This window comes from Streptomyces sp. WAC 01529 (genome assembly GCF_003945545.1).
Taxonomy (GTDB): domain Bacteria; phylum Actinomycetota; class Actinomycetes; order Streptomycetales; family Streptomycetaceae; genus Streptomyces; species Streptomyces anatolicus.
This window is the reverse complement of record NZ_CP029617.1, coordinates 511015-529510: the sequence shown is the minus strand read 5'-3', so window position 1 is coordinate 529510 and position 18496 is coordinate 511015. Positions and strand designations below refer to the sequence as shown.

At 71.3% G+C, this 18496-nt stretch carries 14 protein-coding genes; 7 read left to right on the top strand and 7 right to left on the bottom strand.

Annotated features, from left to right (window positions below):
* Positions 1-76 precede the first annotated feature (76 nt).
* The 3 genes from DMA15_RS02180 to DMA15_RS02170 all read left to right on the top strand — a co-directional run bounded on the left by DMA15_RS02180 (position 77) and on the right by DMA15_RS02170 (position 4876).
* Complete coding sequence (locus tag DMA15_RS02180) at positions 77-1504, top strand: MFS transporter (RefSeq protein WP_125510959.1); 1428 nt, start codon at positions 77-79, stop codon at positions 1502-1504.
* A 40-nt stretch (positions 1505-1544) separates the two neighbouring features.
* Entirely contained in the window at positions 1545-3470 is a 1926-nt protein-coding gene (locus tag DMA15_RS02175; protein ID WP_125510958.1) for a GAF domain-containing protein, read from the top strand.
* Between the two features lie 176 nt (positions 3471-3646).
* On the top strand, positions 3647-4876 hold the full coding sequence (locus DMA15_RS02170) for a PHB depolymerase family esterase (RefSeq protein WP_125510957.1): 1230 nt from the start codon (positions 3647-3649) through the stop codon (positions 4874-4876).
* Here DMA15_RS02170 and DMA15_RS02165 read toward each other — a convergent pair.
* Positions 4825-5949 (bottom strand): NAD(P)-binding domain-containing protein, encoded by a 1125-nt coding sequence (locus DMA15_RS02165; protein WP_206302908.1) that lies wholly within the window; start codon positions 5947-5949, stop codon positions 4825-4827. The two genes, DMA15_RS02170 and DMA15_RS02165, sit on opposite strands and share 52 nt — an antisense overlap.
* 110 nt (positions 5950-6059) lie before the next feature.
* On the opposite strand from DMA15_RS02165, the gene DMA15_RS02160 reads away from it, so the two are divergent.
* The 3 genes from DMA15_RS02160 (at position 6060) to DMA15_RS02150 (ending at position 8882) form a co-directional block, all read left to right on the top strand.
* Positions 6060-6482 (top strand): secondary thiamine-phosphate synthase enzyme YjbQ, encoded by a 423-nt coding sequence (locus DMA15_RS02160; protein ID WP_125510956.1) that lies wholly within the window; start codon positions 6060-6062, stop codon positions 6480-6482.
* 74 nt (positions 6483-6556) lie between these two features.
* Complete coding sequence (locus tag DMA15_RS02155) at positions 6557-7114, top strand: PadR family transcriptional regulator (RefSeq protein ID WP_125510955.1); 558 nt, start codon at positions 6557-6559, stop codon at positions 7112-7114.
* 46 nt (positions 7115-7160) lie between these two features.
* On the top strand, positions 7161-8882 hold the full coding sequence (locus DMA15_RS02150) for an acyl-CoA dehydrogenase family protein (protein ID WP_125510954.1): 1722 nt from the start codon (positions 7161-7163) through the stop codon (positions 8880-8882).
* A 67-nt stretch (positions 8883-8949) separates the two neighbouring features.
* Here DMA15_RS02150 and DMA15_RS37890 read toward each other — a convergent pair whose 3' ends face one another.
* The 3 genes from DMA15_RS37890 to DMA15_RS02135 form a co-directional block, all read right to left on the bottom strand.
* Positions 8950-11847, bottom strand: a complete 2898-nt coding sequence (locus tag DMA15_RS37890) for an amino acid adenylation domain-containing protein (protein WP_276314317.1) — start codon at positions 11845-11847, stop codon at positions 8950-8952.
* 71 nt (positions 11848-11918) lie between these two features.
* On the bottom strand, positions 11919-12743 hold the full coding sequence (locus DMA15_RS02140) for an SDR family NAD(P)-dependent oxidoreductase (protein ID WP_125510953.1): 825 nt from the start codon (positions 12741-12743) through the stop codon (positions 11919-11921).
* Entirely contained in the window at positions 12730-13497 is a 768-nt protein-coding gene (locus tag DMA15_RS02135) for a thioesterase domain-containing protein (RefSeq protein WP_125510952.1), read from the bottom strand. The genes DMA15_RS02140 and DMA15_RS02135 overlap by 14 nt, the downstream gene beginning before the upstream one ends.
* Positions 13498-13710: 213 nt before the next feature.
* Here DMA15_RS02135 and DMA15_RS02130 point away from each other — a divergent pair, with 213 nt between their 5' ends.
* Entirely contained in the window at positions 13711-14814 is a 1104-nt protein-coding gene (locus tag DMA15_RS02130; RefSeq protein ID WP_125510951.1) for a hypothetical protein, read from the top strand.
* A 4-nt stretch (positions 14815-14818) separates the two neighbouring features.
* On the opposite strand, the gene DMA15_RS02125 is transcribed toward DMA15_RS02130, so the two are convergent.
* From DMA15_RS02125 to ccrA, 3 genes are read right to left on the bottom strand one after another with little or no spacing between them, the layout of a single operon-like run.
* The gene (locus tag DMA15_RS02125) at positions 14819-15700 is read right to left on the bottom strand and encodes a 3-hydroxybutyryl-CoA dehydrogenase (RefSeq protein WP_125510950.1); all 882 of its coding nucleotides are present in this window, start codon (positions 15698-15700) and stop codon (positions 14819-14821) included.
* Positions 15697-16692 (bottom strand): ketoacyl-ACP synthase III, encoded by a 996-nt coding sequence (locus DMA15_RS02120; protein WP_125510949.1) that lies wholly within the window; start codon positions 16690-16692, stop codon positions 15697-15699. The genes DMA15_RS02125 and DMA15_RS02120 overlap by 4 nt, the downstream gene beginning before the upstream one ends.
* A gap of 17 nt (positions 16693-16709) precedes the next feature.
* A complete protein-coding gene (gene ccrA, locus DMA15_RS02115; protein WP_125510948.1) occupies positions 16710-18092 on the bottom strand; it encodes a crotonyl-CoA carboxylase/reductase in 1383 nt (460 codons plus the stop codon).
* Between the last annotated feature and the right edge of the window lie 404 nt (positions 18093-18496).

Sequence of the window (18496 nt, the reverse complement as noted above, 5' to 3'; positions counted from 1 at the left end):
CACGCCCGCCACCCCGCTTACCGTCCCCGTCCCCCTCCACGCCCTCGCCCCATGACGCACACGAAAGTGGTGACACATGTCCGACGCTCCGGCCATCGACCCCACCGAGCCCCCGGCCTCCACTGACCCCACCACGCCGGGCCGCTCTCCCGGCATCGCCCGCATCGTCAGCGCGAGCCTGATCGGCACCACCATCGAGTGGTACGACTTCTTCCTCTACGGCTCCGCCGCCGCGCTGGTCTTCAACACACTCTTCTTCCCCACCGCCGACCCGCTCGTCGGCACCCTGATCGCCTTCGTCACCTACGCGATCGGGTTCGCCGCGAGGCCGATCGGCGGCGTGGTCTTCGGGCACTTCGGCGACAAGATCGGGCGCAAGAAGCTGCTCGTCATCAGCCTGCTCATGATGGGCGGCGCCACCTTCGCCATGGGCCTGCTGCCCACCTACGACAGCATCGGCATCGGCGCCCCGATCCTGCTCACCGTGCTGCGCCTCGTCCAGGGATTCGCGCTGGGCGGCGAATGGGGCGGTGCGGTGCTCATCGTCTCCGAGCACGGCGGGGACAAACAGCGCGGCTTCTGGGCCTCCTGGCCGCAGGCCGGAGCACCGGGCGGCAACCTCCTGGCCACCGGCGTCCTCGCCCTGCTCGCGGCCGTCCAGTCGGAGGAGGACTTCACCGCCTGGGGCTGGCGCATCCCGTTCCTGCTCTCCGGCGTCCTGGTCCTCCTCGGCCTGTGGATCCGCATCTCCGTCTCGGAGTCCCCCGTCTTCCTCGCCGCCCAGGCCAAGACCCAGGCCGAAGCCGCCCGCGGCATCAAGCAGAAGCCGCCGGTGGTCGAGGTGTTCCGCCGCAGCTGGCGGGAGGTCCTGACCGCGATCGGCACCCGCTTCGGCGAGAACATCTCCTACTACGTCCTCACCGCCTTCCTCCTGGTCTACGTCACCAACCACCTGGACCTGCCCAAGAGCACCGCGCTGAACGCCGTACTGATCGCCTCGGCCGTCCACTTCATCACCATCCCCCTGTGGGGCGCGCTCTCCGACCGCGTCGGCCGCAGGCCGGTCACCCTGATCGGCTCGGTCGGCATGGCCCTGTGGGCCTTCGCGTTCTTCGCCCTGCTCGACTCCAAGTCGTTCGCCGTCATCACCTTCGCGGTGACCATAGGCCTGCTGCTGCACGGAGCCATGTACGGTCCACAGGCCGCCTTCATCTCCGAGATGTTCGACACCAAGGTCCGCTACTCCGGCGCGTCGATGGGCTCCCAGCTCGCTTCCATCGTGGCCGGAGCCCTGGCACCGATCATCGCGGTCGAACTCCTCAAGGAGTACGACTCCGCCACCCCCGTCGCCCTCTACCTCTCTCTGGCTGCGGTCGTCACCACCGTCACCGTCGCCCTCGCCAGGGAGACACGCGGCCGGGACCTCACCGTCTCCACGGCGGCCGAGCCCACGGACCGCCCGCGGCGGGAGACGCCCGAGCCGGCCGGCAGCGACAGGGTCTGAACCGACGCGTTCAGCGCATCCGGACGCAAGGAGTGCCATCATGACCACCGTGAACGACCGCACGTACCGCGCCGCGGCACACAGTGCGATGGTGGCCCTCAGACAGCTGCTGACCCTGCTGGCGTCCGGAGCCTCCCCCGAGCAGTTCACCCGCCCCTCGGGCGACGCCTCCACCGCACAGCTTCCCCCCGAGGAGCGGGCTCTTGTGGAGGACGCCACACGGATCGCGCTGGAGATCCGCCGCACCCTCGACCAGCACCGCAGACGCGAGGCCGAGCTGGCCGCCCTCTTCGACACCGCCAGCGACCTCGCGGCTCTGCGCGACCTGGACGCGGTCCTGCGCGCCATCGTCCACCGGGCCAGAACCCTGGTCGGCACCGACGCCGCCTACCTCACGCTGAACGACCCCGTCGCCAAAGACACTTATATGCGCGTCACCGACGGATCGGTCTCCGCCCGCTTCCAGCAACTGCGTCTCGGCATGGGCGAGGGTCTGGGCGGCCTCGTCGCCCAGACCGCCCGCCCCTACACCAGCGCCGACTACCAGACCGACCCGCGCTTCAAGCACACCCGGGCCATCGACGAAGCGGTGCTGGAGGAGGGGCTGCGCGGCATCCTCGGCGTGCCGCTGCGCGTCGGGAAGCGGGTCATCGGCGTGCTCTTCGCCGCCGACCGCACCACGCGCGACTTCCCGCCCGAAGCCATCGCGCTGCTCACCTCGCTCGCCGACCACGCCGCCGTCGCCATCGACAGCGCACGCATGCTGGAGGAGACCCGCTCCGCGCTCGTCGAACTCAACACGGCCAACGAGACAGCCCGGGCCCACAGCACGGCGCTGCGCCGCGCCGCCGACGCCCACGACCGCCTCACCGACCTGGTCCTGCGCGGCGCGACCGTCGACGACCTGGTCCGCGAGATCGCCGCGCTGCTCGGCGGCGGCATCGCCCTCCACGACCCCGACGGCACGGAGATGGCCCGCGCCGGTACCGCCCCTCTCACCCCTTCGCCGCAGGGCATCACGGCCTCCCGCACCGGCGGCCGTGCCGTACCGGTGGACGGCACCTGGGTGTGCGCCGTACTGGCCGGCTCCGAACTGCTCGGCAGCATCGTCCTGACCTCACGCGCGGACCTGGCCGACCCCGACCGCCGCCTGTTCGAGCGCGCCGCCCTGGTCGCCGCCCTCCTGCTGCTGCTGCGCCGCACTGTCGCCGAGGCCGAGGACCGCGTCCGCGGCGAACTCCTCGACGACCTGCTCACCTCCCACAAGACCGGCGGACGCCACGACGGCGGCAGCATGACCCTCCGCGCCCGCAAGCTCGGCATCAACCTCTCCCGGCCCCACGCCGTACTCACCCTGGACACCGACAACGAGCCGCGTTCGCACCTGTTCGCGGAGGCCGTGCGCCACGCCCGCTCGCTGGGCGGGCTCGCGGGCATCCACGACGGCCACATCGTGCTGCTCGTACCCTCGTCGGATCCCGGCGCACTCGCCGCCGAACTGGCCAGGGACCTCGGCAAGGCCGCCGGCACGCCCGTCACCGTGGGCTCCGCAGGACCGGCCACCGGCCCCGAACAGCTCCCGGGCACGTACACGGAAGCCGGCCGCTGCCTCCACGCCCTGCACGCCCTGGGCCGCACCGGCGACGGCAGCGACATCGCCGGACTGGGGTTCCTCGGCGTCCTGCTCGGCGACCGATCCGACCTCGACGGCTTCGTGCAGCGCTACCTGGGCCCCGTCCTCGCCTACGACCAGCAGCGCGGCACCGAACTCGTCCAGACGCTCGACGCCTACTACACCCATGGCGCGAGCCTGTCCAAGGCCAAGGACGCCCTCCACGTGCACGTCAACACCGTCGTGCAGCGACTGGACCGGGTCGCCCAACTCCTCGGCGCCGACTGGAACAGCCCCACCAGGGCCCTGGAACTCCAACTGGCCCTGAAACTGCACCGACTGGGCAGCCACTGACGCCACCCCGCCGATCCCGCCAGTATCCGCCGGGAACAGGCCATGGGGTTCGGCACCACCGCGGTGATCGACATTGTGGCGGTCCCAGCCAAGGCGCGGACGTCACCGGCGCCCCTAACCTCCACACAACCCCGTGAGGGCCGTCAGCACAGAGCCGAACGTGGAGGTCTCTCCCCATGCCACATCTCCGTACCCTGCCCGCGGCCGGCCGCGGACCAGCGGCCGCGATCGCCGCGGCACTGGCCGTCCTGCTCCTCGCCGTACTCTCCGTCGTGTCGTCGTCCGGCCCGGCTCGCGCGGCGGCCACCCCACAAGAAGTGACGGGGTTCGGATCCAACCCCGGCAACCTCCGCATGTTCCGTTACGTCCCCCCGGGGCTGCCCGACGGACGTCCTGTCGTCGTCGCCCTCCACGGCTGCACCCAGAACGCCGCGTCCTACGGGGCCCACACCGGCTGGCTGGGCCTGGCCGACACGTACAAGTTCGCACTGGTCCTGCCGCAGCAGCAGTCAGTGAACAACTCGAACTCCTGCTTCAACTGGTTCGAGCCAGGTGACACCCGGCGGGACTCCGGAGAGGCGCTGTCGATCAAGCAGATGGTCGACCGCGCGAAGAAGGACAACGGCGCGAAGAGCGCCTACGCCAGCGGCCTCTCGGCGGGCGGGGGCATGGTCTCCGCCATGCTGGCGGCCTACCCCGACGTCTTCTCCGGCGGGGGGATAATCGCCGGTCTGCCCCACGGCTGCGCCAACTCGGTCTCCACCGCCTTCACCTGTATGAGCCCTGGCGTCAACAAGAGCGCCAAGGAGTGGGGAGACAAGGTCAGGGCGGCCCACTCGTACTCCGGGCCGCGCCCGAAGGTCTCGATCTGGCAGGGCACCACGGACACGACCGTGAAACCCATGAACGCCACCGAACTGATGGAGCAGTTCACCAACGCGAACGGCACCGATCAAGTGCCGGACACCACGGACACGGTCGCCGGCTATCCGCACCGGGTGTACGGCGACACGGTGGAGACCTACGAGATCACCGGCATGGGGCACGGACACCCCGTCGACCCGGGCACCGGGCCGGCCCAGTGCGGGACCGCCGCCTCCTATGTCCTGGACGTGAACACCTGCTCCGCGTACCACCTCGTCCGCTTCTGGGACATCGACGACAGCGCCTCGCCCACACCGACCCCGTCCCCGACCGGCACGAGCACGCCCACGCCCACGCCGACCGGCACCCAACCCCCTTACTCCGAGACGGCCGAGGGCACCGCGACCGACCACTACGTGGCGCAGCGCATCACCGTGGACGAGTACAACAGGCTCGGCGCGGCCCGTGGCTACAACACCCCCTTGACCCTCTACAAGTGCGTGGCGGGCTGGACCGACAAGTCCGACTGCTCACCGATCTGACCCGCGATGCTCCGCCGGATCTCCCGCACGGCCGCGCGCCCCGCGCGATTGGCGCCGATGGTGCTGGCCGAAGGCCCGTACCCCATCAGGTGGACGCGGGAGTCGGCGGCGGCCCTCGTGCCTTCCACGCGGATGCCGCCGCCCGGCTCGCGCAGCCGCAGCGGCGCGAGGTGGTCGATGGCGGCGCGGAAGCCCGTCGCCCAGAGGATCGTGTCCGCGTCGACGCGGCGCCCGTCGTCCCACGCGGCGCCGGTCGGCGTGATCCTGTCGAACATCGGGAGCCGGTCGAGGACCCCGTCGGCCCGCGCCCGGCGGATCGCGTCGTTCACGGGCAGCCCGGTCACCGACACCACACTGCGCGGCGGCAGCCCCTGCCGTACGCGTTCCTCGACCATCGCGACGGCCGAGCGCCCCCAGTCCTCGTCGAAAGGGCCCTCGCGGAACACCGGCGGGCGGCGGGTGACCCAGGTGGTCTCCGCCGCGTACGGGGCGATCTCCATCAGGTGCTGCGTGCCTGACGCGCCACCGCCCACGACGATCACCCGCTGCCCCGCGAAAGCCTCGGGTCCCGGATAGAGCGCCGTGTGCAACTGCCGTCCGAGGAACGTCTCCTGGCCCGGATAGCGGGGCCAGAACGGCCGGTCCCAGGTGCCCGTCGCGTTGATCACCGCACGCGTCGACCAGGTGCCCGCCGAGGTCTCCACGAGCAGCCGCCCGCCTTCGGCCTCACGCACCTTGTGCACGTCGACGGGGCGCCGCACCCGCAGGCCGAACCGGTCCTCGTACGCGGTGAAGTACTCCCCGATGACCTCCGACGACGGACGCCCGGGGTCGGCGCCCGTCAGCTCCATGCCGGGGAGCGCGTGCATGCCGTGCACCTTGCCGTACGTCAGTGAAGGCCACCGGAACTGCCAGGCGCCGCCGGGCCGCGGCGCGTGGTCGAGGACCACGAAGTCCCGGTCCGGCTCGAAGCCGGCCCGACGCAGGTGGTAGGCGCTGGACAGGCCCGCCTGACCCGCGCCGATGACGACCACGTCCACGTCGGCGCCGACGACCACGTCCGCTGCGTCCACGTCCTGTACCGCCGCTGTGGCGGCCGCTTCCCGTACCCCGATGTCGTTCACGTTTCTACCAACTGTGTCGGGGTCGGGGATCTTCCCGGTGGATGGGGGAGGATGGACGCATGTCCGACGCGTTCACCACCCGAGTCCTGCGGGTCGCCACCGGCTCCACCGAGACCGTCCACGACCTCACCCGCGAGTGCGAGGCCTTCCTGCGCGAGGCGGCGGCCGGCCGTGACGGCCTCCTCAACGTCTTCGTCCCGCACGCCACGGCGGGCATCGCGGTCCTGGAGACGGGCGCCGGCAGCGACGACGACCTGCTCGCCGTGCTGCACACCCTGCTCCCCGCCGACGACCGCTGGCAGCACCGCCACGGCAGCCCCGGTCACGGCCGCGACCACGTCCTGCCCGCCCTGGTCCCGCCGCACGCCACGCTGCCGGTCGTGGGCGGGAAGCTGGAGCTGGGCACCTGGCAGTCGGTGTGCCTGGTCGACACGAACGTGGACAACCCCGACCGCCAGGTCCGCCTGAGCTTCCTGGGCTGACGCCCCGGGTGAGCCGCGTCTCACCGGACCGGCGCCTCTTGTCTATGCAACGAGTTGCATAGAAGGATCGCCGTATGGCGCTAGAGCACGCGATCCTCGTCTCGCTGCTGGAGCAGCCGGGCTCCGGCTATGAGCTGGCCCGGCGGTTCGAGCGGTCCATCGGATATTTCTGGACCGCCACCCATCAGCAGATCTACCGCGTCCTCAAACGCATGGAGGGCGAGAGCTGGATCGACGCCCGCGAGGTGGCGCAGCAGACGCGACCGGACAAGAAGGAGTACTCCGTCACCGCTCTGGGGCGCTCCGTCCTGACCCAGTGGCTGCACGAGCCCATCGCACCCGAGAGCGTCCGCCACGAGCTTGCCGTGAAGATCCGCGGCGCCGCCTTCGACGACCCGATCGCGCTGATCCGTGAGGTCGAGCGGCACCGACAGGCGCACGCCGACCGGCTCGCGCGCTACCTCGCGGGGGAGCGGCGCGACTTCACAGGCCCCGAGGCTCCCGCGGCGCACGACGCCGGACAGGAGCTCCAGCACGTCGTGCTGCGCGGCGGCATCGCGTACGAACGCATGACGCTCGCCTGGCTCGACGACGTGATCGCCACCCTCCACCGGCTCGGCCCCCAGGCCTGAACCGGCACCCGCACCTCAACTCCCGACCAGGAAAAGGCGAATATCCATGGCCGACGCGCTGCTGTTCAACCCGCGCACCTACGACCCGACCCACTTCGACCCCGAGACCCGCAGGCTGCTGCGCGCGACCGTCGACTGGTTCGAGGCCCGCGGCAAGCGCAAGCTGATCGAGGACTACCGCTCCCGCGCCTGGCTCGCGGACTTCCTGGAGTTCTCCGCCAAGGAGAAGCTGTTCGCCACCTTCCTCACCCCGGCCGCCGCCGCTGACGGACAGGGCGAGCAGCGCTGGGACACCGCCCGGATCGCCGCGCTCAACGAGATCTTCGGCTTCTACGGGCTCGACTACTGGTACGCGTGGCAGGTCACCATCCTCGGCCTCGGCCCGGTCTGGCAGAGCGACAACGCGGCGGCCCGTACGCGCGCGGCCGAACTCCTCTCCCAGGGCGAGGTGTTCGCCTTCGGCCTGTCGGAGAAGACGCACGGCGCCGACATCTACTCCACCGACATGCTCCTGGAGCCCGACGGCGACGGCGGGTTCCTGGCCACCGGCTCCAAGTACTACATCGGCAACGGCAACGCCGCCGGACTGGTCTCCGTCTTCGGCCGCCGCACCGACGTCGAGGGCCCCGACGGCTACGTCTTCTTCGCCGCCGACAGCCGCCACGAGGCGTACCACCTGGTGAAGAACGTCGTCGACTCCTCCAAGTTCGTCAGCGAGTTCCGGCTGGAGAACTACCCGGTCGCCGCCGAAGACGTACTGCACACGGGCAAGGCCGCTTTCGACGCCGCTCTCAACACCGTCAACGTCGGCAAGTTCAACCTCTGCACCGCCTCGATCGGCATCTGCGAGCACGCGATGTACGAGGCCGTCACCCACGCCCACCACCGCATCCTCTACGGCCGTCCCGTCACCGCCTTCCCGCACGTGCGCCGCGAGCTGACCGACGCCTACGTCCGCCTGGTCGGCATGAAGCTGTTCAGCGACCGCGCCGTCGACTACTTCCGCTCCGCGGGACCCGACGACCGCCGCTACCTCCTCTTCAACCCCATGACGAAGATGAAGGTGACCACCGAGGGCGAGAAGGTCATCGACCTGATGTGGGACGTGATCGCCGCCAAGGGCTTCGAGAAGGACAACTACTTCGCCCAGGCGGCCATCGAGATCCGCGGCCTGCCCAAGCTGGAGGGCACGGTCCACGTCAACCTCGCGCTGATCCTGAAGTTCATGCGCAACCACCTCCTGGACCCGGTGTCGTACGAGCCCGTCCCGACCCGCCTCGACGCGGCCGACGACGACTTCCTCTTCCGCCAGGGACCGGCCCGGGGCCTGGGCGCCGTCCGCTTCCACGACTGGCGCACCGCCTACGACGCGTTCGCCGAGGTGCCCAACGTCGCCCGCTTCCGCGAACAGGCCGACGCCCTCTGCGAGTTCGTGAGGACCGCCGCCCCCGACGAGGAGCAGAGCCGCGACCTCGACCTCCTGCTCGCCGTCGGCCAGCTCTTCGCCCTGGTCGTGCACGGCCAGCTGATCCTGGAGCAGGCGCGCCTGACCGGCCTCGACGAGGACGTCCTCGACGAACTCTTCGCGGTCCTGGTGCGCGACTTCTCCGCCCACGCCGTCGAACTGCACGGCAAGGACTCCGCCACCGAGGCACAGCAGCGCTGGGCGCTGGAGGCGGTGCGCCGCCCCGTCGTCGACAGCGCGCGCTCGGCGCGGGTGTGGGAGACCGTCGAATCCCTGGCCGGGGCGTACGAGATGGCGCTCTAGGACGCCCATGCCCCCGACCGCGCCCGTACTACGGGCGGGCGCGGTCGGGGCGGTGACAGTGCCGAGGTCACGTCGCGGGGTGCCCGCCCGGGTCCTCGGTGGCTTCGCGGGCGGCGAGGAGCGCGCTCACCTCGGCCGCGGTCGGATACACGTACAGCTCCCGCAGCGAGACGGGGGGCAGCCCGGCCCGGCGCAGCGCGCCGGAAAGCCGGACCGCGAGCAGTGAGTTGCCGCCGAAGACGAAGAAGTCGTCGTCCGGTCCCACGTCCTTGCCGAGCACCTCGCGCCACACGCGCAGCACCGGGTCGTCCGTCGGTCGCCCGGCCGCCTCGGCCGGGGTGGCCTCGGCGGCAGGCTCGAGTCCGCTCGTGTCGACCTTGCCGTTGACGGTCAGGGGCAGCTCGGACAGCAGGGTGAACGTGGCCGGCACCATGTAGTCGGGCAGATACCGCGCCGCCCGCTCCCGGATCTCCGCCACGGAGACGGCCTCGTACCTCGGCACCACATAGGCATCCAGCCGGACCTGGGCCGCGTCATCGGCGTCGCCGCCCAGCACCACCGCTGCCGCGGTGACGTTCTGGTCCTCCAGCAGGACCGAGCGGATCTCGCCCAGTTCAATGCGGAAGCCGCGCACCTTGACCTGGCCGTCGATCCGCCCGAGATGGTCCAGGCGCCCGTCCGGGCGCAGCCTGCCCAGGTCGCCGCTGCGGTAGACCCGCTCGCCGGTGACCGGGTCGTGGACGAACCGGGCGGCGGTCAGCTCCTCCTGGTTCAGGTAGTGGGAGGCCACGCCCGCACCACCGACGTAGATCTCGCCGGGCACCCCGAACGGCTGGACGCCGCCCGCCGTGTCCCGTACGGACACCGACCAGCCCGGCAGCGCCCTGCCGACCGAACGCGACCCGGCGCCGATGTCCTGCGGTGTGACGGTCTGGCTGGTGACGTGGACGGTGGTCTCCGTGATGCCGTACATGTTGACCACCCGGCACCGGGTGTGCGGATGCCCGCGGAACCAGTCCTGCAGCATCCGCACGTCCAGCGGCTCACCACCGAAGACCACCAGCCGCACCGCGAGGTCGGCGGTGCGCCGCAGGTCGACCTCCTTGAGCATGGCGAACGCGGACGGGGTCTGGCTCAGGACGGTGACCCGGTGCCGCACCAGGAGGTCGTGGAAGTCCTCCGGGCTCCGGGAGACGAAGTACGGCACCACGACCAGGTGCCCGCCGGTCAGCAGCGCGCCCCAGATCTCCCACACCGAGAAGTCGAACGCACTGGAGTGGAAGAGCGCCCAGGTGTCCTCGGGGCCGAGTCCGAGATCGGCGGTGGTCGCGGCGAGCAGCGCGCCGACGTTGCGGTGGGGGACCGCGACACCCTTGGGCCGGCCGGTGGACCCGGAGGTGTAGATCACATAGGCGATGTCGTCCGCGCTGCCGCCCGGGTCCGCGATCGGTCCATCGGCGGTACGGGACAGCTCGCTCGGGTGCACCACGGTCACCCCGTCGGCCGCGGGGAAGTCCTCGGCGGAGGAGAGCACGAGCCGGGCGCCGGAGTCGCTCACCGTGTGGAGCAGCCGCTCCGCCGGATAGGTGACGTCCATCGGGACATAGGCGGCACCGGCCTTGACCACCCCGAGGAGCGAGATCACCAGCTCGGCGGTTCGGTCGAGGCACACGCCGACCCGGTCGCCCGGTGCCACCCCGTGGTCGCGCAGCGCACCGGCCACCGCGTCGGACCGGGCGTCCAACTCCGCGTAGCTCAGCGTGTGTTCCGGATCGGACAGCGCCGGGGCGTCCGGCCGCCCGGCCGCCACCTTGCGGAACAGCTCGTGGACGGGCGCGATCACCGCGTCACCCTCCGCCGGGGTGCGTCCTGCGGCGATGACGGCGGCGGCCTCCTCGGCGTCCACCAGCTCGATGTCACCGACCCGGGCCCCGGCCGGGGCCTGTACGAGCGCGTCCACGACGCGGGCGACGTGCCCGGCGAACTGCCCGGCGATCACCGGATCCAGTACGCCCTCGTCGTAGTGCAGGACACCGCTCAGGGTGCCGTCCGTGCCGTCCGTGCCGTCCGTGCCGTCCGTGCCGTACTGCCACGCCACCGTCACCGGAAAGGGCGGCGCCAGGACGGGGCGGTAGACGTCGCCGTCGCGCTTCTCGGTCAGCAGGACTCCGACCGCCGGAATGCCGGACGGTGCCTCGCCGCCCGTGGCGCCGGCGTGTGCCGCCGCGTCGAGCAGGTCGGCGGCGAGGGCCGCCTCCCCTGCCGGGAGTGCGACCGACCGGTGCGTGTCCCCGGCCGCGGGGCCCCCGGTGATCAGCGCGAACTCGGCGTGCTCCGTTGCGCCGTAGCGGGCCAGCACGAGCGCGGTGGCCGCCAACGCCACCGCCGGTGCCGTGCCGTCCGAGACCGCCGTGGAGGTCAGCACTGCGGTGCCCGCCCGGCCCGCCCTCGCAGGGTCGCCGAGGCCCCAGGCCAGTTCGGGCGGGCCGTCGTGCTGTGCGCTCCAGTCGGCCGCCGCCTCGGGCAGCGTCACGGGGTGCGCCGGGTCGGTCAGCGCCGTGGCCAGCTGGTCCAGGGCGCGCCGGTCCATCGCCCGGCGGTGTGCCACCAGGACCAGGTCGGCGGCGCCGTCGGCGTAGCTGAGCAAGACGGCTCGCGCGGGGGCCGGGGCGCCGTTGACCGCGCGGCCGGACTCCCGGGAGCGGTGCCGGTGCGCGGCCCTGTCGCCCGCGTCGACGTCGAGCGCCTCATGGAACAGCAGCGTGCCGTGGAGGGCAGGGTGACGTTCCATCAGGGCGGCCAGGTTGTCGCGTAGGGCCGCCGCGTCGGTTCCGGCGGGGAGCCGCCTGATGAGGCTGTGGCAGGCACGGGCCGGGTCGGAGCCGAACTCGGAGCGGGCGAAGAACCGGCCGCTCGGGTGAGGGGCCGCGAGGGCCTCCGCGGCCACTTCGCTGGAGACGGACACACGCACTCCTTTGGGTGAGGCCGGGAAAGAGCCAGCTGGATGAGGTCCGGAGAGGGGCGTCGGGGGAAGGGTCAGCGGGCGGAGAAGCCGGCGTCCACGGGGATCACCGTGCCGGTGACCTTGAGGGAGTCGTCGCCGGCGAGCCAGATCGCGGCACCGGCGACATCGGCGGGATCGACCAGTGAGTCGGTCGCCACCGATTCCAGGTAGACGGCTTCCTGTTCCTCGTAGCCGATGCCGAGCGCGTCGGCGACGACCGCGGTCATCTGGCCGTCCACGGCCGGGTCGTCCCGGACCGGGCCCGGGCACAGCGCGTTGACCCGGATGTTCAGCGGCGCGTAGTCCAGCGCGGCGGCCTTGGTGAGGCCGACCAGGCCGTGCTTGGAGGCGACGTAGCCGGCGAAGTGGCGGTAGCCGACGAGGCCGGCCGTCGACGCGACGTTGACGATGCTGCCCGCCCTCTGGGCGACCATGACCGGCGCCACCGCCGAGATCAGGTGCCATGGCCCGGAGAGGTTCACGTCCAGCATGACCCTCCACTCCTCCTCGGTGAAGTCGTGGGTGGCCTTCCCCGAGGGCGCGCCCACCCCCGCGTTGTTGATCAGGGCGTCGATCCGCCCGAACCGGTCCACCGCGGCCGTCACGGCCGCTGTCACGGCGGCTCGCGAGCGCACGTCCGCCGTGGCGACGAGAACGGACGCGCCGTTCTTGCGGCACAGCCGCGCGGTCTGCTCCAACTGGCTCGCGGAGCCCAGGGCGTAGGGAACCTCCGGAACGTCGCCGCCGATGTCGATGAGTACGACGTCGGCGCCCTCCTCGGCGGCCCGTACGGCGCAGGCCCGTCCGATTCCCCTGGCCGCGCCCGTGATCACGACGGTCTTGTCACGCAGTCCCATGGGTGAGACCCCTTCCGGATTCGACGCGGCCCGCGGCGATGGTCTGGGAGATCAGCGCGAGCAACGGCTCGGCGTCATCCGCCGGGTACATGTGCTCTCCGGGCAGTTCGGCCAGGAAGAAGCCACCAGTGGTCACGTGCTGCCACGCGGCCACCTCCGCACGGGAGACGAACGAGTCGTCCGTGGCGTACACCCCGGTCACCGGGACGTCGAGGGGGCGCCCGCCGCTCGGCCGGTAGCTCTCGTCCATCGCGTAATCGGCTCGCAGGGTCGGTATCAGCAGCTCGCGCACTTCCGGCACGTCGAAGGCGGGGTACCGGCGTCCGGTGGTCTTCTCGACGTGTGCGAGGAACTCCTCGTCGGTCAGCCCGGAGACGTCGCTGACCGGGCCCGAGGCCGGCGGGCGCGCCGCGCTGACGAACAGGTGCACCACTTCGGTGCCCCCGGTCTCGGTGAGGCGCCGAGTGAGTTCGTAGGCGAGCACGGCGCCGAGGAAGCAGTGCCCGAACAGGGCGACGGGGCCTTCGCCCGCCGCTTCGAGCGCGGCCGGGAGCAGCCCGTCCGCCGCGACGTGCACGTCCCGGTACGGCTCCGCGTCCAACAGACGCTCGCGGCCGGGCAGTTGGAGCGGCGTGGCCACCACTCCGCTCAGGCCCATCCTGTTCCACGGGCGGAAGAAATTGGCTCCCCCTCCGGCGAACGGAAGGCACAGCAACGGCACCCTGTCGCGCTCCGAAGTCGTCGGCTTGGTCACGGCATTGCCTCCAGGCGGGACTCCCGGACAGCTCGGATGAGCCGCCCGGGACAGATGGATGGTGGATGTCGAACCGTGTGCGCATGCTAGCCACCGCGACGGCGCGAAATGCCTTTCCGGGCTGCTGCCTAAGGCGCACGTGATGTCGTGTTGTGTCCCGCCGGCGAGACACCACGCGACCTCATTCGGAACATTCACAGACTGAGGAGAATCATGAGACGTACGAATGGCCTCGCTCGCGTCCTGCTCCCGTCGGTACTGGTGGCGGGGATGCTCGGCGCCGTGACGCCCGCGGCGACCGCCGCCGAACCGGCGGCCTGCGCCTGGAAACCGGCGGTCCTGCCGATGCCCACCGGCGCGCGGGCCGGAGTGGTGGACGCGGCCGACGGAAGCGGTGGGTACGCGGGCACGATTTCGTACGGCGCGAATTCCGCGAAGGGCGGCCGTGCCGTGCTGTGGAAGAACGGGCGATTCACCGACTACGGAAATCTGGCCGACCCCGCCTACCGGAAATGGGTCACCGTCGTCGGGGTGAACCGTTCCGGGACCGTCGTCGGAAGCGTCGAGCGGGAGGGTGACGGGTTCCCCAGTGCCGTCCGGTCGAGCAACGGCAGGATAAAGCGCCTGCCCGAACTGCCCGGCGCGTTCGCCTCGACGGCGGAGGGCGTCAACGACCGCGGGGACATCGTCGGTGCCATGACCGACACGGAGGACGTGGCGAAGTGGTATCCGGTCATCTGGCCCGCCGACAAGCCGGGAACAGTGCAGAGACTGACCGGCCTGCCCGACGCGTCCGTCGTCGCCACCGGGATCGACGAGGACGGCACCGTACTCGTCGACGTGGAGCACGAGGTCAGTGAGGAGCTCTATCTGTGGAAGGGCGGCACGGCACGCAAGCTGGCCGCCCCCGACAATGCCCAGGCCTACATCCCGCGCGGCATAGCGAACGGCCGTGTGATCGCCGAGGTCACCTCCGCGGGGAACGTGACCCGGAGCGTGCTGTGGGACCGCGACGGACAGCCGCGCGTCGTGGAGCGGGGCGCGGACATCCGGGACATCAACCGCGACGGCCAACTCGTCGGCCGCACCGATGACCCCAGCTGGCAGGAGTTCGGCGTGTGGCAGGGGACGTCCCTCGCGGCCACGTTGCACCGCACCGACGAGAGCGGGCTCGAACTCACCGTCTCCAGTGACGACGGCACGATCGCCGGCCGGAGCTGGCGCATTCCCGGCGGCCACGACGAGCCGACGGTCTGGACCTGCCGCGGTGTCCTGTCCACAGGACAGGACACCGACGGCGGCATCGCTCAGGAGTAATCGCTCAGGAGTAGAGGTAGAAACCGCGGCCGGACTTCTTGCCGAGGAGTCCGGCCTCGACCATCCGGAGCAGCTGTACGGGCGGGGCGAACTGCGGTTCACGGAACTCCCTATGCAGGGATTCGGCGATCGCGGCGACGACGTCCAGGCCGATCATGTCGGTCAGCCGCAGCGGTCCCATGGGGTGCGAGCAGCCGAGCGTCATGCCCTGGTCGATCACTTCGGCCGTGGCGACGCCGGACTCGACCATCCTGACCGCGCTCAGCAGGTACGGGATGAGCAGGGCGTTGACCACGAAGCCGGAGCGGTCCCGCGTGCGGATCGGCGTCTTGCCGAGAGTCGTCTCGACGAACTCGGTCATGCGCCGCAGCGTCCGCTCGTCCGTGAGCAGCGAACCGACCAGCTCCACCAGCGGCAGCGCGGGCACCGGGTTGAAGAAGTGCGCGCCGACCACCCGCTGCGGCCTGCTGGTGACCGCGGCAAGACGCGTGATGGGGATGGACGAGGTGTTCGACGCGAGGATGGCGTCCGGCGAGTCGAGGACCTTGTCCAGCACCGCAAAGAGCTGGGCCTTCTCCTCCTCGTCCTCCCGGATCGTCTCCACCACGAGGTCACGGTCGGCCAGGAGGTCGAGGTCGGCGGTGAACGCGACGCGCGCCAGCGCGGCGTCCCGGTCGGCCTCGGACACCCTGCCGCGGCTCACGGCCCGGTCCAGCGAGGCGACCAGCCGCCCCCGCCCCGCGGGCACGGCGGCGGGCCCGGAGACCACGACCACGACGTCGAGTCCGGCCCGGCCGCAGATGTCGGCGATGCCGGAGCCCATCGTGCCGCAGCCGACGATCCCCACCCGGTGGATGCCACCCGGCAGGCCGGTGGTCCCGGTCATGCGGACACCCCCCACCGCAGCAGGCAGGCGCCGATGGACATCCCGCCCCCGAAACCGGCCAGCAGCACCAGATCACCGTCCGACAGCGCGTCGTCCCTGACGGCCCGGTCGAGCGCGAACGGCACCGACGCGCTGCCCATGTTCCCGTACTCCTCGACCACTCGATGGGTGCGGGCGCCGGAGAGCCCGGACCGCTCCGCCAGTTCGCCCAGCAGCACCCCGTTGGCCTGGTGCGGCACGAAGTGGTCCACCTCGTCGAGGCCGACGTCCGCCTCGGCGCACAGCGCGGCGAGGACCGGCGGCACCTGCTCCCTCACGAAGTCCCGCACCTCGCGCCCGCGCATCCGGAAGAAGTGGGCGCCCTCGTCCAGGGTCCGGTGAGTGCTGGGCAGCCGGCTGCCGCCCGCCTCGACCCGGATGAGGCCGCCGGCGTCGCCCCGGCTCACCAGCTCGAACGCGAGGAGGCCGGGCCCGGGCGCGGCGGCGACCACGGCCGCGCCCGCGCCGTCGCCGAACAGGACCGCGGTCCTGCGGTCGGAGAAGTCCAGGATGCGCGAGTACACGTCGGCGCCGATCACCAGCGCGCGTGCGCCCGGGGAGACCGCGATCAGGCCGTGCGCAAGGACCAGCCCGTACACGAAACCGCTGCACACCACGTTGACGTCGAAGCAGGCCGCGTTCCAGGCGTCCAGCCGGTTCTGCACCACGTAACTGGTCGGCGGCTGCGGAGAGTCCCCGGTCGACGTGGCCACGATGAGGTAGTCCACCTGGTCGGCGGTGAGCCCGGCACTCCGCAGGGCCTGCTGAGCGGCCCGCGACGCCAGGTCGGAGGTCGCCTCGGTCGCGGCGGCGTACCGGCGGGTCACGATCTGCGTCTTGCGCTGGATCCACTCCGGATCCACGCCCACGCGCTCGGCCAACTCGACGTTGTCGACCTCTTCCTTCGGGGCGTACGAGCCCGTCCCCACGATGCCCACAGCGTGCTCGGTCACGGTCGGATCCCTCCTGGTCAGCCGGTGGGCCCGGATACGGCCGGGGCCGGGGGCGAGGACGGGGAGGGCCGGGACGGGTCCCAGAGCGGGGTGAGCCGGTCCGTGCCGAACCGGGCGCGCAAGGCGGGGTCGGTGACCCCGAGCCCGGTGTGCGGGGCCAGACACAGCACCCCGACCTTGCCGGTGTGCCCGTTGTTCTGCACCAGCCGTGCGGCCTCGCCGATCTCGTCGAGCGGGAACACCGTGGAGAGCGCGGGGACGAGCTTGCCCAGCTGCACCAGTCGGTTGCACTCCTGCAGCTCCTGCCAGTTGGCCGCGTGGCTGCCGATGATCCGTTTGAGGTGCATCCACAGATAGCGGTTGTCGTACTGGTGCTGGTAGCCGGTGCTCGACCCGCAGGTGATGACCGTGCCGCCCTTGCGCACCACGAACACCGAGATGCCGAAGGTGGCGGCGCCGATGTAGTCGAACACCACATGCGGGTCCTCGCCGACCTCGGCCCTGATCCGCCTGCCGAGCTGCTTGCCGAGGGCGATGGCCTCGTCCGGGGTCGGGACCCGGTGGCCGAGGCCGATGTCGTTGCGGTTGATGACCACGTCGCAGTCCAGCCGGCGCAGCGCGCGCGCCTTCTCCTCCGAGCTGACCACACCGACCGGGATGCCGCCGCCCGCCTTCACCAACTGCACCGCGTAGGCCCCGAGACCGCCGGTCGCTCCCCAGATCAGCACGATGTCGCCCTGCTTGATGCGCGCACCGCGGTCGCCGACCAGCATCCGGTAGGCGGTGCTGCCGCACAGCGGCACGGAAGCCGCCTCCTCCCAGGACAGGTGCGTGGGCTTGGGCACCAACTGGTTGACCCGTACCACCGCGTAGTGGGCCAGGCCGCCGAAGTTGGTCTCGAATCCCCACACGCGCTGCTCCGCGCCGAGCATCCCGTCGGCGTGGGTCGCGGGCTCCTGGTCGTCCACGTAGGACGGGGAGACGACGACGTGGTCGCCGACGCGCCAGTGCCGCACGCCCGTGCCGACGCGCACGATCACGCCGGCGCCGTCGGAGCCGAGCACGTGGTGCGGCCGGTCGTGCCGGGCGGCGTACCCGCCCTGGCGGCCGAAGCGGCGCAGGAAGTCGAAGGTGGGCAGCGGTTCGAACGTCGCCGACCAGACGGTGTTGTAGTTGACGGAGCTGGCCATGACCGCGACCAGAGCCTCGTCCGGCGCCAGTTCGGGCATCGGCACCCGGCCGACCCGAAGGGAGCGGCGTACGTCCTTGTCCGGGATGTCGCCGAACATTCGGGTGTCGTCCGCGTGCAGATACGCGGCCAGGTACTCGCCCGGCACGTCCTCCCGCATCAGTTCGTCAGGTGAAGCACCCGCGAGCACGGCTTCGGCCAATGCGTCCATACAGGAATTCCTTCACTCGGGGACCAGGCTCTGGCGGGACACCCGCACGGGCGCGTCATTCACCGCGCGTTCTCTCGGTCGCCTTGGTGGGAGCAGATTGCTCAAATGCACATTCAAGTGGGCCGGTCACGGTCCACCGCTCGGCCATCGTGGCACAGAACCCCAGTGGGATACAGGTGCGGTCGGACGACCGGGAGTGCGGAAATTCCCTCGTCCTTGCGGCCTGGGCGGGCCGGGTCCTAGCGTGGCGTCAGCATTCCAGGGTGGCCGCGGATGCCCGGTGTCCTGTCGACAGGACGACGCCGATCCGCGAACCGGTGCGCGGCCCTGTCGATTTCCGAATTCGGAACACCCCGTGACTTCGGGAAACCCCGCGGCTTCGGAACCTCCGTGACTTCGGGAAA

Excerpts from the sequence above, each read along its gene's own strand:
- DMA15_RS02150 (WP_125510954.1), top strand. The coding sequence starts at position 7,161 with ATGGCCGACGCGCTGCTGTTCAACCCGCGCACCTACGACCCGACCCAC.
- DMA15_RS02155 (WP_125510955.1), top strand. The coding sequence starts at position 6,557 with ATGGCGCTAGAGCACGCGATCCTCGTCTCGCTGCTGGAGCAGCCGGGC.
- DMA15_RS02170 (WP_125510957.1), top strand. The coding sequence starts at position 3,647 with ATGCCACATCTCCGTACCCTGCCCGCGGCCGGCCGCGGACCAGCGGCC.
- DMA15_RS02140 (WP_125510953.1), bottom strand. The coding sequence starts at position 12,743 with ATGGGACTGCGTGACAAGACCGTCGTGATCACGGGCGCGGCCAGGGGA.
- DMA15_RS02180 (WP_125510959.1), top strand. The coding sequence starts at position 77 with ATGTCCGACGCTCCGGCCATCGACCCCACCGAGCCCCCGGCCTCCACT.
- DMA15_RS02175 (WP_125510958.1), top strand. The coding sequence starts at position 1,545 with ATGACCACCGTGAACGACCGCACGTACCGCGCCGCGGCACACAGTGCG.
- DMA15_RS02160 (WP_125510956.1), top strand. The coding sequence starts at position 6,060 with ATGTCCGACGCGTTCACCACCCGAGTCCTGCGGGTCGCCACCGGCTCC.
- DMA15_RS02130 (WP_125510951.1), top strand. The coding sequence starts at position 13,711 with ATGAGACGTACGAATGGCCTCGCTCGCGTCCTGCTCCCGTCGGTACTG.
- ccrA (WP_125510948.1), bottom strand. The coding sequence starts at position 18,092 with ATGGACGCATTGGCCGAAGCCGTGCTCGCGGGTGCTTCACCTGACGAA.
- DMA15_RS02125 (WP_125510950.1), bottom strand. The coding sequence starts at position 15,700 with ATGACCGGGACCACCGGCCTGCCGGGTGGCATCCACCGGGTGGGGATC.